This window comes from Pseudomonas sp. GL93 (genome assembly GCF_003408955.1).
GTDB lineage: Bacteria > Pseudomonadota > Gammaproteobacteria > Pseudomonadales > Pseudomonadaceae > Aquipseudomonas > Aquipseudomonas paracarnis.
This window is the reverse complement of sequence record NZ_NKRF01000038.1, coordinates 35,109-52,882: the sequence shown is the minus strand read 5'-3', so window position 1 is coordinate 52,882 and position 17,774 is coordinate 35,109. Positions and strand designations below refer to the sequence as shown.

Below are 17,774 nucleotides of genomic sequence, written 5' to 3'. Positions count from 1 at the left end.
GTCAGTCAGGACTTGCTCATGGGGTACATTCAGCGCGTCTGCCAGGTTGAGCAGACGCTGCCGGAGTTGGGTACTGGTGGCCGGTTTTTGTTGCTCCGGTGACAGTTGCTCATGGGCGGCCCAAGCGTTTTGAGCCAGGCGCAAATCGTCGATGCTTTCACTGGCCTGTTCATGTTGGCATTTGATCTGTCGGAACTCCTCGGGACGGGTATTGAGCAAGTAGTCGCTCCAGAAGTACTGCTCAAGCATTCTCGTGTCACGCTGAACTGTAGGTTGGGGTTGTTGAGTGGCGTTTCGCGCCAGCTCGGTTGTGGATCGCCGGGCGCGTGCTGATGCCATTTCACCTGGCTCAAACGCGCGCCCAACTGGCTGAAAAAATGCCCCTGGTACGGGTGCCCGACAAACCGGCTGAAGAATTGCTGATAGTCGGGCTGGCGCAGTTGCCCAGTCAGTGCCTGCATGAACTCGACCGTTGACGCATAGCGCTTGAGCGGGTGCTGCGGGTCATCCGGGATATACGCGATCAAGGGCGATGCCTGGCGACTGACTTCCAGATCGGCGCAAATCAGTACGACGCCGGTCAAGGTGGCGTCCATCAGGCTCAGGTCATGGCAGTGCGCGGCCTTGCCGTCGAGCATCAGGTTTTGCTGGCCCTTGATCAAACCTGTGATCAACGCATGATCCAGCGCCTGGATATCTTCGTGTGTAGAGGGGGCAATGGTGCTCATGGCTTATTTTCTGGAGTGAGTCGGGCGCTCAGACTAGGCTCGCGCAGGGACGCGCTTGGCAGTAGCTGTCTATCGACACGGGATGTCGGGCAGGCTGTAGCGTCGATGGTTCCATCACACCGAGAAACCCTGTCATGACGTCGTCCGAGCCCGGCCCAGCTTCCCTGCGCCAAACCCATATTGACCAAATCGAGACCCTGTTCCGTGATCCACCGTCATTGCTCACTGTGGCGCAAGAGGCTGCCCAAGCCTATCTGGACCAACATTTTTCGACGCAACAGTGGAGGGCCGGCCTGATCCATATAGGCACACCCACCGCTGGCAGCACCGATGCATTGCCGTCCTACGCTTATCAGCCTTTGCCTGAATTACTGGTGCAGCGCTTGGCCGGCGCCAGGCCGACGTTGTTGGTCGAGCAGTATCAGATTGTGGTCCGACAGGTTCGCGAAGTGTTTGTGTCGAGTGGGCCGACCCTGGCTGAGCTGGAGAAGCTGATCAATGAGTGCGGTGCGGTGCTTCTGAGGTTCTTTTCCAATCGTTTGCAAATGTGGTGGCGTGAGCCTATTCCGATAAACAGGGTCCGTTGGGGCTATCTGTCCGACCACCTGCTGGCGTTGCTCTACGACTCACCGAAACCTCCAGGCCTGGACGAAAAACGTTTCGCTGCGCTATTCCCCAAAAACCTGTTACGCCCGGTGCGGCCGACCGCTGCATGGAGCCTGCATGGCGGCCCGTTGCGGGTGCAGACCGTGCACCTGCAAGGGGGCGATCAAACACAGATATTGCCGCTGCTGGTCTTCAGCCATGCCTCGACCACCTTGCTGTTCAGCCCGGCTAGCGGTATCCACGTGCTCAATAGCCTGGACGACATCGGCGCTATGTTGCCGGCTTATACCAGTGCGGTGCTGACGGGCGCGGCTGACCAGTGGTTCGTCCTGGAGGCTCAGGGCGACCCGTTCGATGCCTTGGCGTCAAGTTACCTGGCACGCCAGCTGTTGGAGATCGATAGTATCCAGCGTACTGTGCCGCGCGCGACGCAGGCGTGCCAAGCGCTGCTCGATTACATCATTGATCCCAGGCGTTGGTTTATCTGTGAACTGAGCGCGCCCCAGCAACGCTTGCGTCAGGTCATGCCCGGGTGGCTGGCCCAGGCGGGCCCAGAGGACAGCATCGCCTATGCCCAGTTGTTGCAGCAGTGGGTGTTGGCCCAGCATGAAAGCGGGGCAGCGCATTTTCTTGAGGGCATCGAGTCGATTACCCAGTACGCCGACCGTCAGTTACAGCAGTGCCTGAGGGCGCAACCTGGTGCGACGAACCTCCAGCCGGGTGACGTTTCGCTGACCTTTGATCGAGTGATCGCGGCAGCCGTGCCGGTGCCGGGCGGGTTCATTGCCGGTGAGGTGGACCCGGTCACGGTGACGCTGACCGAGCTGGCCCTGGAAAACCTCGCTGGGTTCCCGCACACCGTCAAGCGCATCACGCTCAACGATGCAGCGGCACCGACCTGGCTGACGTACAGCCTGATCAAATGCTGTGTGGATGAGGCGGACGTGGGGCAAACCTATCCTGCCCTGCTGAAAAAAAAGCTGATCGACGACACGGCTGAGGTCACCCGCCGTCGGCAGCAGTTCAGCCGGCAACTGCGAGTGCAACTGCCGATGTTGGCCCTGGAATCGAAGATCAAGGGCGAGTACGGTGTGACCCGGAGCGGTTTTCAGCTGGTTCTCGCGGCCTTGCAGGCGAGTGCCGCCGAACGCCAGGTCGGTGGGCAGGCTGTCGCGTTGTGGCAGTTGGCGTTCAAGACTTCGGCGGATGCCGCACCGGATGTGGTCGCCAACATGTTCATCATCGGGCCGCAACAGGGGCAAGGCGGTCCGCACCTGTTGTACCGGCCACTGTTCAGCCCGATGCTGCTGGAATATGAATCGCTGGAGGCTCTGTTTACCGCGATCAAGACCGCGGGCACCCTGCAGGACAATGTGTTGACCTGGCTTGCGCCTGCGCGCCAGGCGGTCTATGCCAATAATGGCTTTCATGAGCCGCATATTCGCCGCTTTCTACCGGGCGATGAGTTCAGCGTGTATGAGGCGCCGGCACCGGCACAACTGAGCAAACAGGTGGCCGCCACCGACCCGGCGGATCAGGTGTTCAACGCCACGGCCCAGGCACTGGTAGCCCTGGCGGACCGCCAGTCGGTATCGAATGCCGAGCAGCGTTGGGCCGACTTGAAGCAGGCCGGTTGGCTGCTGTTGGGGACTGTGCTGCCGTATCTGAACGGGCCGTTGATGCTGGGGGGCTGGCTGGCTCAGTTAGTCGACAGCGCGCAGCGCGATATCCAAGGGCTGCAGAGTGACGACGGGCAAGCGAGGAGCGCTGCCCTCACCGACATGCTGGCGAACCTGATGGCGATTGTGGCCCATCAGGCCACGCCCCAGAATGCCCACCAGCATTTGGCGCTGGAGCACCCGGTGTTTGCACCTTTGGCGCGTGTCGAACCCGCACAACTGTCGGTGCCGCTCAAGCCTGTTCCCGCACCTGCGACGTTCTACACGCCCACCCGCTGGGCCAATGCCCGCGACGTACTGACCCCGCAACAACGGGCGTTGATCCAGCCGTTGCGCCTGAAAACCTTTCCCACGCCCTGGCCGGTTGCCCTGGATAACGCCGAGCCCAGTGGTGCTACCCAGGGCTTGTTGCGCGATACCGCTCATACGCCTGCGCAATGGCAGGCGTTGGTTCGAGGGGCGCTGTACCGGGTGCAAATCAATCAAGGCGTGGTGCGGGTGGTCAGCGCTGATGGTGCCACCCTTGGGCCTTGGCTCAGGCACTTGGGCCAGGGCCGGTGGGACTTTGATTTGAGACTGCGGTTGTCAGGCGGCAATGCTGACGAGGCGATTGAGCAAGCCCGGCAAGCACAGCCGGCTATCCTCTCCGCGCTTGAGGCTGACTATAGAAATGCCCAGGCGGACCGCGCCAGGGCGAACACCGCGATGCACCTTGCTCACGCGTTGGCGACCCGGCCCGCCGGCCAAATCACTGACCCACAACGCACCCAGGCGTGGGAGCGCTATGGTCAGGAAATGAGCAACAAGTTCCAGCATGCACAGCGGGAGTTACAGCTACTCAAGCGCCTGCGGGAATTGGGCCCTCGCCTTGGCTATGAGGTAGAACTTTGCCAAGTGTTGGAGTCAGTGATTCTGACCGCACAGTTATTGGATGCGCAGTCTCGACGACATGTTGTGGACTGCAATGCCAGGCTCAGGCCGCTGCTGGACCGGCTGAGTGAGGAAACCCCGGAAGAGGCCGACTCGGATATCAACCGTCAGGATCACGCTAAACTGAGCACCCTCATGCGTGAGTTGGCGGCAGTACAGGAAACGGCCATTCGCTGGCGAACCCTGGAGGCCGGCTATCTGGATGAATTGAGCCGTGTTCCCCGACTAGGTCGGGACAAGGCCCAGGGGCTGACATTAACCGGGCGCCCTTTGATACCAGACTTGCAAACCTTGCAACTGACGACCTTGTGGGGCATTTCCATCGATGTTACGGGGCCTGAGCTCAGCGACGATTTCTTTGACGCTGTCAGCGAAGCCATCAAGCGTGCACGCCGTGCCACCCGCTCTCTGGCGGACTTACAACAGCTGCAAGCGACGCCGGCAGAGCGCATTGAACTGCTGAAAAATATTGATCACGTCTATGTACAGGTCGACGATCAGATTGAATTCTGGCGTGCCATGGAACCGGAAAAATTCGACTTGGTGTACCTGCAAAAACTGCAGGAGCTGCTGGCCAGCCTGCACCAACAGGTCGAAAAAGAACTGGCGAGCCTCCTGCAACCGGAACCCCAGACAGAACGGCCTACTGCACCCGCTCCCGTGCCCCAAGGCACCCGGCGTAAAAAAATTATCCGTACGCGTAATCACGATATGTATGTGGCGCAGATCAATGAAGCCACGCTATTGGCGCCAGTCACCGCAGAGCTGCATGAGGCTGGCGGCGAGCTCATCGGCACGTTTACCGAGGCCCAGGACGGGGTTTGGGAACCTGTGAGACCGACGCCCAAGCCTGATGCGCAGCTCGGTAGCTTGCTGAAAAAGGCTCAGGAGCTGCTGGATGATGAGAGGAGAGCGATCCAACAGGTAGACGCTCTGATTGAGCGAATCAACGATCCGTCTTCCCTGGAGTACCTGCTCGAGGCGCAGGCCAATACCCGCCGCTGGACCGCCGAGTCGATTGACCGCAGGCGCCAGGGTATGGAAACCTTCCGACTGGTGGCTGTGCAGCAAGCCAAGGCACTGGCGATGGCGCGCGACCTGCGGCTGGCAGAGGCCCGGTTGAAAGCGGCCGGGGTGGACGCACGGATCAGAGCGACCCGGCTGCGGCCCACGACCCAGGAGCACGTTGACTTTCTTCTGCGTCATGATGCCGTGCGTATTTTCAAGCAAGGCGAACGCGTGCGGCTCAAGGGTAAAACCGATGATTATCTGCAGGTGTATATAGTCGCGGACGCACGGGATACCCAACGCGCGCTGTGCTATGCCCACTTCCACTACAAAAGGCCCCAGGGGCCGGATGATCATTACGAGGGCGACCCTCACATCAAGAGCCCCGAGCAGGAGCGCCTTGGTCGCGAGGCACAGGCCCAGGTCGAGGCCCAGGCATTCGCCCGTATCCGCACCGGCCAGACCGGGCGCGTGCGCCAGACTTTGGAAATTGACCGGGCGAAGATCACGCGGCCTTTTGCTCGACGCCTGTTTTTCAGTGTTGACTAGCCACGGGCTGGCACAGCGTCTGGCTGCTTGGCGTCAAGTACGGCACCAGAATCGGCGCCATGCCTTTGAGCACTTGCACGGGCAGTGCCGAAGTGAACTTGAAATTTTGTGCCGAACTGCCCGGCACAAAGGCGGTGAGCGTGCCGAAGTGCTGGTTGCCGATGTAGAACACAAAGGTCGCGGTGCGGTTGATCGCCTTGGAACTGAGCACCCGACCACCGGCGCCGATGGCTTCGATACGGTTGTCGCCGGTGCCGGTCTTGCCGCCCATGGCCAGCGGCGTGCCGTCGTCGAGCTTGAAACTGCCGGCCACACGTTTGGCCGTACCGGCATCCACCACTTGAGACAAGGCTGCGCGCAATGCTCGCGCCACCTCGACCGGCATCACCCGTTTGCCTTCGGCGGGGTCGTTGATCACCTGGGTTTCATACGGCGTATCAGCGGCAAAGTGCAGGCTGTCGATGCGTACCACCCGTGCACGCACGCCGTCGTTGAGGATGATCCCCATCAGCTCCGCGAGCGCTGCGGGCCGATCGCCAGAGCTGCCGATGGCCGTGGCCAGGGAGGGCACCAGGTGGTCGAACGGATAGCCCACCGTCTGCCAGCGCTGATGAATATCGAGAAATGCCTGGACCTCAAGCATGGTGCGGATGCGACTGTCGCGGGCGCTCTGGTGGCGGCTCTTGAACAGCCAGCTGTAGACTTCCTGGCGCTCGAACTGGCTGGCTTTGACCATCTCACTGAAGGTCGCCTCGGGATGGTTGAGCAGGTAGCCCACCAGCCATAGGTCCAGCGGGTGCACCTTGGCGATATAGCCCTGGTCGGGCAGGTCATAGGTACCGGGGCCGTAAGCTTTGTAGAGTTTTTGCAGGCGTTCGTCGGTGAGTTTCTCACTGGTTTTGACGCCGTCCAGGTGGGCGCGCAGGAACAGGTCGAAGCTGTCCTGGCTGGCGTTGGGCAACAAGTAACGGTGCACGGCGGCCAGGCGAATTGGCGTGGGGCGCAGACCGTCGAGAAACGTGTCGAGGCGGGCCTGGGTGTCCTTCTTCTGGTACTTCTTCCAGAACTTGCGCAGGAACGTCGTGCCCTCGCGGTCGGCGAAGTCGGCCAGGTATTCCTGGCGGCGCGGGTCACTGTCGTCCTTGAGCAACTCGGCGCTGTTGTTGGCGCCCGAATAGGTGCTGAAACGCACGAGGTCACGCATCAGGCGAATGAACGGCAGGTTGATCGACTCGCGCAGGGCATCGCGCAGGGTCGGGCTGCGGCCGTTGTCTTCGTTGCGAAAATTGTGGAAGTGATGCATGCCGCCGCCGGTGAAAAAGCCTTCGTTGGGGCTGGCCGAGTAAGTGCGGTTGAGGGCGGCGTCGAGCATGTTGGCCAAGGATTTATCCGGTGTCTGGATCAGGTAGTCGACGGCCCAGCGGCTGAGGCGGTCCTGTTCGGCGATGTCGACTTTCTTCAGTGCGGCGGGGGCTTGTGCGGCGTACTTGTCGTGCAGCTCGGTGATGATTTGCAGGTAGGTGGTCAGCACTCGCAGCTTGGCCGTGGAGCCCAGCTCGAGTTTGCTGCCTTCGTTGATATCGAAGGGCTGGTCGGTGTTGTCGGTTTGTACACGTACCCGAGCGCCGTCCGGTGTCAGCTCGAACAGGGTGAAGCTGTAACGCACTTGTGCCGTGTTGGTTGGGGTCAGCAGGCGATCGCCGAGCAGGCCGACCTGGCGAGCGTACTCGGGCTCGGCGAGGCGTTTGAGGTAATCGCTGACCTGGGCCTGCAACGGCGCTTGCAGGGTGCTGGTGGCCGACAGGTCGAGACGGTCCAGGTCGTACAGCGGGCGGTCGAGCAGGGCGGCCAGGCGTGCGCGGGCCATGCTGATGCCTTTGTTGGTCTCGATGGGCTGCACCGTGGGCTGTTGCACCCAGTCGCGGTAGTTGAGCCTGGCAGCCAGCGCTGCCTGCAACAGCGCGGGTGTAATCACCGCGTTCTGGGCCAGCAGGCGCAGGTGGCTGTCGGTGAGCCGGGCCAGTTCGTCGCGTCCTCTGGCCAGGTAGTGAGAAGGGCGGCGCTGGGCGATGATGAGCGCCAGCACCTGACGCAAGGCCAAACCCTGTGCGCTGTTCACCGGTCCAAGTAACGCCTGGTTGACCTGCTTGAAGTCGGCGCCGTACCACACCCGCAGACCCTCGGCCAAGCCGTGCACTTCACCGTGGCCTGGCACGGCCGACAGCGGCACGCTGTTGAGGTAGTCACGCAAGATATTCTGCCGCGCCGGTAAGGTTTGCGGCCCGTTGCGATAGGCACGCACGGCGGCGGAAAACATCTGCCGCAGTTTCTCTGTGCCCGATACGGTCAGGCCATCCGGAGAGTGGCGGTATTTTTCCAACTGCGTGGCCAAGGTGCTGCCGCCGGCACTCTGCCCCGGCAGGTGCAGCACCTTGGCCACTTGTGACCACGCGGCGTTGGCAAAGCGTGGCCAGTCCACGGCAGGGTTGGCCTGGGGTTGAGTGGGGTCGAGCAGGTCGCGGTTTTCAACAAACAGCAGGCTGTTGACCACTAGGGGAGGAATCGTGGTGAAGCTTTCGTACAGCTGTTGCGGGTAGTTGTACTGGTAGAGCGGCACCGCACGGCAGTCGGTGATGGACAACCCGGCCTGGATTTTTTCCGCGTAGGGCACAAACAGACCCTTGGCGCTGTAGTCCATCAGTGCGGGAGAAAAACGCGCCTGGGCCTCGATCACATAACCGCGCTTGATCAAGCGCGGCAGGAAGGTGCCGAGGTCGCTGTAACCCAGGCGCCGGTCGAATGGGCCGGCGCCAGGATAGACGATGGCAGCACTGGGGCCGGTCTCGACCTGGTAGGTGAGGCTGCGGGCCAGGCGGCTGAGTTCCTGGGCCTGCAGGCGTGAGGTGCGCATCTCTTTGACGGCGGCAAACCCCAGGGCTATCAGCGCCATCAGCACGATTAACCAGAACAGGCGCCGCACATAGCGGGGCCGAGGTTTATGTTCGGGTAAAGGCACCGGGTCCGAACTGCCCTGTCGTTTCGCAGCTTTGCTCGATTCGGTTTGCCACAGTGCGCCCATAGTCGATTGATCCCTGCACGCAGATTGATCGGACTTGCCTGAAGCTTAGTCGCTGGTAGCCTGCCGGGAAAAAATTGTGGTCATGGCTGCGCAAATTTAATACTGGTCTCCAGGATGTTCAGCCAGATCGGGTGATTGGCCAATGCCCAGCGATAGTTCGCGCCATCATGGAAAAACACCATCTTGTCCTCCAGGTACCAGACGGTCATTTTTATCCTCAGTTGCCGCATATAGTCCTGCGCCGGACACGTAATGGACGTCCAGGGGTCGCAGATATACAGGTTCGCCCAGTCGGCGCCCTGGAAATCCAGGGTCTGGGTCAGACCGGCGGGGATCGTACCCACCACCACAAAGGTATGGCCCCGGCAGCTCCATATATGAGCGACTCCGCCATTGGTTCGGATCATTTCACACGCCACATGGGCCATCTGGTCGCAATTGCCGGCGCCGGTCTTGAGGATGACTTCGGTGTAGTTCGGGTGGCCAATCTTGCTGTACTCCCACATCACTACGGGCTCTGCTTCTTGCAGCCGCAGGTTTTCACCCCGGGTACTCCCGACGACGTTGGCGGATCTCAGGCCAGTTCTTTCCACCACGGCCTGGGTGCTGGCGTTGGCTTGTTCGGCGAGGTATCTATTGATCTGGCCACCCGTGGCCGGTCTTGGTGGCCAGATGGCCAGTTGCACGGGGCGTGAGACCACATGGATATCCAGGCGCCGACCCTCGTCCGAGGCGTTAAGCAGCAGTTCCCGCTGCTTGATGACCCTCAGGGGGCCGGCCTTTTTACGGATGCTCTCGATTCTTTCCGGCGAAAACCCGCGCTTGCCCAGCTGTCGGTACAGGACTTCCAGGGTCGGTAGTGTCACCAGTGGTTGGTCGGGAATCATCTCGCCGAGGCGAAAAAACTCTCTTTTCTTGGCGCAAAAGGCCCTGATCAAATTCGTGTCGTCGTTTATCCGGCCGAAATTCAGTTGCTCAAACAGCAGGCTGTCGTCTCCGCTGCGGCTTGTATGGGTCCGGTAAAACGCTCCGATATCGGCCTCGGCCACCCAGTAAGACGTTGTCGTGCCGGGCAGGGTTATTTCCAGTGCGCGCAGGGTTCTACGGTCGTTTATGGTGCTGGCAATGCCGTTGATTTCCACCACCTGGGTTTGACGTGCAAGCAGGGGGTCCAGATCGTCTTCGGGTAAGCCAAACTGCGGCTCGTTGTCGATACGCCTGCCACGGACTTGCGGTTGGTAGATCAACGCCGGATGTTGGCGTTGGCGGGGCAGTTCGAAGCCGTCGTAGTGCGGGGTGACCTCATGTACGCTTCGGTTATGCACCAGCTTGCGTCTGCCTCCATCTATCATCGGTGCCGGCTCGATACGAATATGGTCGAGCGCCTGGACTCGACGTTTATGAATCGAGTCTTTGAAGGCGTACAGACGTTTGGTGAAGCAGATGAGGGGCACCGGGCTGCGCTTGGTTCTGCCGGCGGCGCAGGTATTCTCGAAGGGCTCGGTGAGGTAGGCGTGGGCCGCTGAAGTGAGTTCGTCCAGATGGCTGGGGTGGGCATGCTGCAAACGCCAGACGCGGCCTTGGTCCAACAGGTCGGTGGCGTCGGCGCGTTGAATGAGCAAGGGAGTCGTGTCGAAAAAGGGTTCTGCAACGAGCGCCTTGTAGCCGTCGGCGAGGCTGACCGGGGTGACGGCCATGGCGGTATCCAGTTGCAAACCTTCCAGCGCGGGACCGTACGGCCTTGCACTGAAGAGGTCGAAGGCATACCAGGCGTCGGTGCGCCTGATCGCCAACAGGTGGACTAGACCTTCAGCGTGTGTCAAAACACCTGGCTCGATGTCGGCGCGGTTGATCAGTCGGGCGTAATCAATCGTCCCGTGGGCCAGCCGTTGTTGGGCATGACGCAATGCGCCTGTCAGTGCTCGCCGGCCGGAGTGGTTCAACTGGGCCAGGCCTTGGGCTGTCAGGCGTACCAACCCCGGCACTGCATCCAGTGGGTTGATCAACTCATTGAGATAGGCGGTACTGAGTTTGGCCAGTTGCAGCAGTTTCACGTAGGCCGGTGCGGTCTTGCCCAGGCGACTCCCGACGTTGGTAATAAGGCCTTTGGTCGGCATGATCAAGCCAAGCATGTCGAAGAAACAGCCGAGGGTGCCATCGAGTACACGCTTGATTTCTCCTGATGCGAGGTCGTGACCACAGGTCCAGAAGGGGATGAAACCCAGTAGCGCCTCTAACAGCTGCTCGCTGTTTTTTTTTCGCTGTTCAAGGGTGGTCAAGCCTTTGGCCTGGGCTACCCAGGTATCGATATCAATGAAAAAGTGTTGACTGACGATGTTGCTCGCCAACGTGAGGTTTCTTGGCGAGTCGAGTACCAGCGGCCGGGCCGTGGTCGGGAGCCCGGCGACATGCCAGAGTCGATCCACAATCACGTTGCAATACTTGCCCGGTGTGGGTGGGCTGCCTTTGAAGTAGGCGTCCTCATCAATGGCCAAGCGACTGCCCTCATGCAAATAGGCGATGGGTCGTGTGCTGTGGGGGGCGCCGGTGGCGACTTTAAGAGGGCGGCCACCCAGTTCCAGGGTGGCGGGAAGGCGGGTGTTTTTTTGCACTTGATTGAGCAGGGGAAACAGTTCGTAGTCATGGCGGGTATCGCCTGCCGTACACCGCAGGATGAAGCCGAACCGGCCGGTACGGGCTATTTTCTCTCCGGGCCCTTCTTCAATCTGCGGCTTGCTGGCGGCTTGCCTCACCACCAGCAGTTGCACCGCACCCTCGTGCAAGCGCTTGCGGTCGGCCAGAGGTAACTGCGACAGCAGGTAGCTGATGGCCCGGGTGTAGGCCTCTTTGAGTTGTTGGGTGTAAGCACCCGCCGCCTCAATGAACAGCGCGTTGATATCGCGCAGTTGACCAAAACTTTTTTTCAGCGTGGAGAGGTCGAGTTCGGGGTCGGTTGAGCGCCACTTATCGTCAATGGGGTGCAGGTGGCCGCCCATGTGCAGGTCCACCAACGATTGAAGCTTTACACCCGTAGTCGATCTGAGGGAAGGGAGCCGGGGGAAGTCTTGCCCTTCTTGCAGGCATTTTTTCTTCAGCCAGCGGTGGTTGGGGAAGACGCGTTTAAGGTCCTCCAAGGCCAGGCGGCGGCGTGTGATGAGCTTGCTGCGCAAGGTTTCGGCTGCGTCGTGCAAAGTCTTAATACGGGCTTTCAGGCGCTCTTTGACGGCGTCGATTTCTTCGGTTCGATAGGCCTGCGCCGGTTGCAGTTCGCCTTGGCAGATTGCCCAGTCGATCAGGGTGGCGGTGGCGTAATACTCGCGCCACAAGCGCTCCTGGTCCGTGGCAGGCTCCTGGGTGGCGAGGGCTATGATATCGCTGAACGCCAGTTGTCGTGTTGACCCGCACGCGAGCTCTTCTGCCAACATCACACCTTGTTTGAACAGCATCCAGGCGTGGGAGGTCATGAAGTACAGCGAATCTGGGATGCCTTGCACCAAAAATTCCGGTGCGATACCGGCCAGTAACAGGTGCGCGGCCAACGCTGTGGTTTGAGGAGTAGCAACACCGACCTCAATCAGGTGCAGCTCAAGTGAGCGGCGCAGGTCTGCATAGCGATGGCCGTGGAAATCGCTGTGGTTCAGGTTCAGGCCGGCGACGGTGTATCGCGCTTGTGCGGCCTGTGGGTCGAGGCTAAGGATCAGCGCGGCGAGGACCAATGCGTCTCGACTGGTGTTGCTGGTCGCTTCACCGGGGGCGTGGCCGAACCAGCCCATGGTACCGAGCAGCAAGTCGGCCAGCTTCTGCGCACGGGGAGCTGCAAGCAGTTGTTGCAGTTGTTCATCCGGTGGCCCTGGCGGCAGATCGGCGGCCAGCAGGTTGAACAAACCGGGGCTGGGTTGTGCGACGAACGTGGCACTGATGTGGATCACCTTGGCGCGTTGTTCGGTTGAAAGGGTCAGTGCACCCGGCAGTGGCATACCCAGGGCTTCCCAGTAACTACCCAATTGGGGGCTAGCGAGCCGGGTGGTTTCGAGGCGTTGTCGATACTGCAACAAGGCGACGTCGGAGTGCACCAGATCGCTCACGGGCGGCACCGGCACCGGTTCGCTGCGCCGCAGTTGCTCCATCAGCTCCCAGGCCGCCTCGCGATTATCCGGCAACGGCAGGTCGTGCAAACTGAGCAACTGTGCGAGGCTGAACTGGCCGTCCTGATGCACTAACAGGTTCATGGCCGCAGCGCAGGCCTGCAAGCGTTCAAGGCGATCGCCCAGGGGTAGCGGCGACAGTTGCTCATGGCTGATGTCTACCCGTTGACCCCAGGGGCCGGCGCCTCTGATCGAGTGTTGCAGGTGGTCAAATTCGTACAGGCCGGGGGTCAGTGAATCGGGGCGAGTCAAGGCGAGAAACTGCGGGTGCTCAGTGATTTCCCCGAGTAACGTTGCGGCGGTGTTCATGGTCACGCCCCAGAATGAGCCGCAAGCCAGCCGGAATCGGCAGCGATACACACTCAAGAGGTTGAATGTTTGTTCGTTCAGGTCGTCTTCGACGATCTGTGCGTGCAGTGCATTGGCCGTTGCGTGCAGATCCTGATTCAGTCGCTCGAACGCGTCCGCGAGTGCAGGTTCGGTCCTACCCAGTGCGTCAATCAGCACGCCGCGCTGGGCAAGCGTTGTCGGTTGGGGGCAGCCCTGGAACCGCAGCACCTGGCGGGCGCTCAGTGATAGGTCAGCGGCAGGATAGGCCAAGCCGATGGCATCAGGGTCGATGATCTGGGCGATGGCCCGGATGGGCGGCGCGAGCTGCTGCCAGCCGCTGGCATCCTCATCGGTGAAGGTGGCACCGTTGGCATACAGAGTGCCGTTGCGCACGTTCACTTGCATCGGGTTGAAACGCCGCTGCCCGGCCCAGGCCACGAAAGAGGGGTGGCCGAGCGCTTGGCGATAGAGCACAAGCCAGCAGCCGAGGGCGCAGTGGGCTGGCACCGGGAGTAAGTCTGCGGGGGCGTAGGGTTGGGTCTTGAGGTGTGCGATCAGGGTGTTCAGCATTTGCCGATCGCCGTCCTGGCGCTGGGATGGAGTCGGCTGCTCATGCCGGGTGGTCAATTCAGTCATCCATGAAGTCTCGTTGAAGGTAATGACAGAGCGTGCCGGTTGCGGGCGCCGTCTTCACCGGGACCTTTCGCCTTTTTCCATGGGTTGTGTCGCTATGGCCTGAAAGCCCTGTTTCAGAGCCTTCGGCACTGGCAATCAGGCGATGGCAGGGGCATGACGATGCGCCAAGGCTGTGCAATACTCGCCGCCGTTTCGGGCAGCGGCTTTCAGGGATAAATCAGGTAATGCCCCTCCATAAACCCGGTTTTTTCCGAGAGTTACCGCTGGAATTTTGGGTTTTTATAGTGAAAGACCCTGCGCTGAGGTTTTTATACTGCACGCCCCGCCGGTCTTGTAGGTTTTGTCCTACGGCGCGAGTCTCTCCATGAGACAGCGTCGGACTTACTCCGCTGCCAGGCTTATCGGCGTGTCTGTGTGAGACTAGGCGGTTTATCCAATAACAAGATGAGGTTGTACCCTATGCCAGTCGGCAACCCACTGCCCCATGGCGAGACCGCTCAAGGCGGCCCGCTCAAACGCGAACTCGGTGAACGGCATATTCGCCTGATGGCCCTTGGCGCCTGTATCGGTGTCGGCCTGTTCCTTGGTTCGGCCAAGGCCATTGAAATGGCCGGCCCGGCGATCATGCTCTCGTACATCATTGGCGGCCTGGCGATCCTGGTGATCATGCGTGCCCTCGGCGAAATGGCGGTGCACAACCCTGTCGCCGGCTCGTTCAGCCGTTACGCCCAAGACTATCTCGGCCCCTTGGCGGGTTTTCTCACCGGCTGGAACTATTGGTTCCTGTGGCTGGTGACCTGTGTGGCGGAAATCACCGCCGTGGCCGTGTACATGGGCGTCTGGTTCCCCGACACCCCGCGCTGGATCTGGGCCCTGGCCGCGTTGATCAGCATGGGCACCATCAACCTGATCGCGGTCAAGGCCTTCGGTGAATTCGAATTCTGGTTCGCCCTGATCAAGATCGTCACGATCATTGCCATGGTCATCGGTGGCGTCGGTATCATCGCGTTTGGTTTTGGCAATGACGGCGTGGCGCTGGGCATTTCCAACCTGTGGGCCCATGGCGGCTTTATGCCCAATGGCATCACGGGCGTGTTGATGTCGTTGCAGATGGTGATGTTCGCCTACCTGGGCGTGGAGATGATCGGCCTGACCGCCGGTGAAGCGAAGAACCCGCAGAAGACCATTCCCAGTGCCATTGGCTCGGTGTTCTGGCGCATCCTGCTGTTCTACGTGGGCGCCTTGTTTGTGATTTTGTCGATCTACCCGTGGAATGAAATCGGCACCCAGGGCAGCCCGTTCGTAATGACCTTTGAGCGTCTGGGCATCAAGACCGCCGCGGGCATCATCAACTTCGTGGTGATCACTGCGGCGCTATCGTCGTGCAACGGCGGCATTTTCAGCACCGGGCGTATGCTCTACAGCCTGGCGCAGAACGGCCAGGCACCTGCCACCTTCGGCACCACGTCGAGCAACGGTGTACCGCGCAAGGCGTTGCTGTTGTCGATCTTCGTACTGTTGCTGGGTGTGCTGCTCAATTACATGGTCCCGGAAAAAGTCTTTGTGTGGGTCACGTCCATTGCCACGTTCGGCGCGATCTGGACCTGGCTGATGATCCTGCTGGCCCAGCTCAAGTTCCGCAAAAGCCTGAGCCAGGCTGAGGTGGCGGGTCTCAAATACCGCATGTGGTTGTACCCAGTCAGTTCCTACCTGGCGCTGGCGTTCCTGGTGCTGGTGGTGGGGCTGATGGCGTACTTCCCCGATACCCGTGTGGCGCTGTATGTGGGCCCCGTGTTCCTGGTGGTGTTGACGGTGTTGTTCTACGTGTTCAAGTTGCAACCGAGCAACGCCGGCGAAGTTGCGCCATTTAAAGGGATGTGACTCGCTGCGCGACGCGCTTGAGCATAACGCGGGGTATCCGATTCTCCGCGTTATCGCTTTGCCCATACCTATCTATCCCGCCAACGATGATTCATTCCCTAGGCTGGCTGCTTCGACAGCTACCTTTGCAGAGTGACCTCATGCCCGAAAACAACCCACTTCTACTGCCCTACGACTTGCCACCGTTCTCAGTCATTCGTGCAGAACACCTGGTACCCGCCATTGAGCAGATCATCACCGAAAGCCGCAACACCACCGCTACGATCATTGCGAGCCAGGCGCCATTCCCCACCTGGGACGATCTGGTGCAAGCAGTGGAAGAGTTGGAGACTCGCCTGGATGGCGTTCTCAACATTATTGTGCTGCTTGACTCCCACCCCCAAGGGCCGACATGGACGCTGGCATCACACCGCAGTTATGAGCTGGTAATGCAGTACAAAGCTGAGTTAGCCACGAACAACGACCTGTATCAGCTCCACCGACAACTTGCCAACAGCCCGATCGCGGCCCTTTTCAATGAACAACGCCAAAGCGCGCTGCGTAAAATATTGCGCAAGTACCATTTGGCTGGCCTTGATCTTTCTCCTGAGAAGCAGCTACGGCTGAAAGCGTTGAACCTGCAAATCGATCAACTCAGTCAGGAGTTCCTGCGCCGAGTGAGAGACTCCAGCGACGCATGGCGTAAGCCCATTCAAGACAAGGCGCTGCTCAGCGGATTGCCTGACGCAGCTCTGGCACGCATGGAGGTCGCGGCTCGGGACGCAGGCCTGGATGGCTGGTTATTAACCCTTTCCGAGCAATCCTTTGACGATGTGATGAGCTACGCCGACCATCGGGCCCTGCGCCAGGAAATGATGGTGGCGTACTACACTCGTGCCGTGGAGTCCGGCCCTGACGCCATTGCCATCGACAATGAGCTGGTTCTGACAGTGTTGCTCGACAGTCGTCACCAGAAAGCACAACTGCTGGGCTATGCCAACTTCGCCGAACTGGCGCTTGTGGAGCAAATGGCGGAGACGAGCGATGAGGTCACTGCATTTCTGCATCAACAGATTGATCAGGCACGCACGACATTTGCCCATGAGACGCAACAACTGCAACGCTATGCCGCGCAACGGGGGGTCAATGCTCTGGAAGCCTGGGATCACCGCTATTTCGCGGAAAAAATTCGCCAGGACATGGCTGGCGTTTCCCAGGACGCGCTGCGCAACTACTTCCCCTTGGAAACAGTGTTGCAACGCTTGTGCACGTTCACCCAAACCCTGTTCGGCGTTGAGTTGATCGAACAAACCACAGTCGATACCTGGCACCCCGATGTGCGGGTATTTGAACTCAGGGAGTACGCGGAGCCGATCGGACATTTGTTTATTGACCCTTATCGCCGCCTGGCGGGCGGCGCGATCGGCGTCGCCATGGGCTTGCGCAATCACCGGATGACCGCCGAGGGGCGTCCACAACGGCCCATCGCAGTGCTACGCAGCAAGTTGCCACGACCTACAGCGCCCCAGCCTTGCTTGCTGGACCATCTGCAATTGAGGGTCTTATTGCATGAGTTCGGTCACTGCCTGCAGCACCTGTTGACCGCCGCCCCCTACCGGGCGATTTCCGGTATGGACCAATTGAGCCATGACGCGGCGGAATTCTTTGGCCAAGTGCTGGAGCAGTTCTGCTTTACTCCGTCGTTCCTGACCTGGCTATCCGGCCATTTCCAGACGGGAGACTCCTTGCCTGACGATATGGCCAATCAAATGAGCCGATTTGTTCGCATCCAGACCAGCCAGGAGACCGCCAGTGTTTTGCTCACGGGCCTCGTCGACTTCGAATTGCACCGTACCTACGGCGACGGGCGTACACCTCATGAGGTTTTCACCCATGCCAACGTTGAAGTCGGGCATTTGCAGTGGCCGGATGGTGCCCGCCCGATCAACCGCTTCGAACAACCGATGGGCAGCTATGGGGCCAGAATGTATTCCTACAAGTGGTCCGGTGTCCTGGCCCGCCAGGCTTTTGAACGGTTTGAGCGTGATGGCGTGTTCAACCCCGAGACCGGCAAAGCCTTCCGTGACGCGTTTATCACTGAGGGGGATACCCGTACGCTGTTGAGCTCACTTGGGCTTTTCCGGGGGGACGGCGCGGGATGTGTCGGGCATTCCACCGGGGCATGAAGCGCGGGTGCATATGTAGCCCCTGAGCTGAAAGGTGG

6 protein-coding genes are annotated in these 17,774 nt (G+C 60.3%); 3 read left to right on the top strand and 3 right to left on the bottom strand.

Annotated elements, in window-relative coordinates; genetic code table 11:
* Positions 1-29 precede the first annotated feature (29 nt).
* On the bottom strand, positions 30-728 hold the full coding sequence (locus CER19_RS28560) for a dermonecrotic toxin domain-containing protein (protein WP_133298315.1): 699 nt from the start codon (positions 726-728) through the stop codon (positions 30-32).
* Between the two features lie 134 nt (positions 729-862).
* Between CER19_RS28560 and CER19_RS06660 the strand changes: the two genes are divergently transcribed.
* Positions 863-5,500 carry a hypothetical protein gene (locus CER19_RS06660; RefSeq protein ID WP_116665841.1) on the top strand — a complete coding sequence of 1,546 codons (4,638 nt, stop codon included), beginning with the start codon at positions 863-865 and terminating at the stop codon, positions 5,498-5,500.
* Here the strand turns inward: CER19_RS06660 and CER19_RS06655 are convergent.
* Positions 5,487-8,579 carry a transglycosylase domain-containing protein gene (locus CER19_RS06655; RefSeq protein ID WP_116665840.1) on the bottom strand — a complete coding sequence of 1,031 codons (3,093 nt, stop codon included), beginning with the start codon at positions 8,577-8,579 and terminating at the stop codon, positions 5,487-5,489. The two genes, CER19_RS06660 and CER19_RS06655, sit on opposite strands and share 14 nt — an antisense overlap.
* 80 nt (positions 8,580-8,659) lie before the next feature.
* A complete protein-coding gene (locus CER19_RS06650; RefSeq protein ID WP_116665839.1) occupies positions 8,660-13,690 on the bottom strand; it encodes a hypothetical protein in 5,031 nt (1,676 codons plus the stop codon).
* Positions 13,691-14,149: 459 nt separating this feature from the next.
* On the opposite strand from CER19_RS06650, the gene CER19_RS06645 reads away from it, so the two are divergent.
* Both CER19_RS06645 and CER19_RS06640 read left to right on the top strand, forming a co-directional pair.
* Positions 14,150-15,571, top strand: coding sequence for an amino acid permease (locus tag CER19_RS06645; RefSeq protein ID WP_116665838.1), 1,422 nt, complete (start codon positions 14,150-14,152; stop codon positions 15,569-15,571).
* Positions 15,572-15,711: 140 nt separating this feature from the next.
* Complete coding sequence (locus CER19_RS06640) at positions 15,712-17,736, top strand: M3 family metallopeptidase (protein ID WP_165861609.1); 2,025 nt, start codon at positions 15,712-15,714, stop codon at positions 17,734-17,736.
* Positions 17,737-17,774 lie beyond the last annotated feature (38 nt).

Excerpts from the sequence above, each read along its gene's own strand:
- CER19_RS28560 (WP_133298315.1), bottom strand. The coding sequence starts at position 728 with ATGAGCACCATTGCCCCCTCTACACACGAAGATATCCAGGCGCTGGAT.
- CER19_RS06660 (WP_116665841.1), top strand. The coding sequence starts at position 863 with ATGACGTCGTCCGAGCCCGGCCCAGCTTCCCTGCGCCAAACCCATATT.
- CER19_RS06655 (WP_116665840.1), bottom strand. The coding sequence starts at position 8,579 with ATGGGCGCACTGTGGCAAACCGAATCGAGCAAAGCTGCGAAACGACAG.
- CER19_RS06650 (WP_116665839.1), bottom strand. The coding sequence starts at position 13,690 with ATGACTGAATTGACCACCCGGCATGAGCAGCCGACTCCATCCCAGCGC.
- CER19_RS06645 (WP_116665838.1), top strand. The coding sequence starts at position 14,150 with ATGCCAGTCGGCAACCCACTGCCCCATGGCGAGACCGCTCAAGGCGGC.
- CER19_RS06640 (WP_165861609.1), top strand. The coding sequence starts at position 15,712 with ATGCCCGAAAACAACCCACTTCTACTGCCCTACGACTTGCCACCGTTC.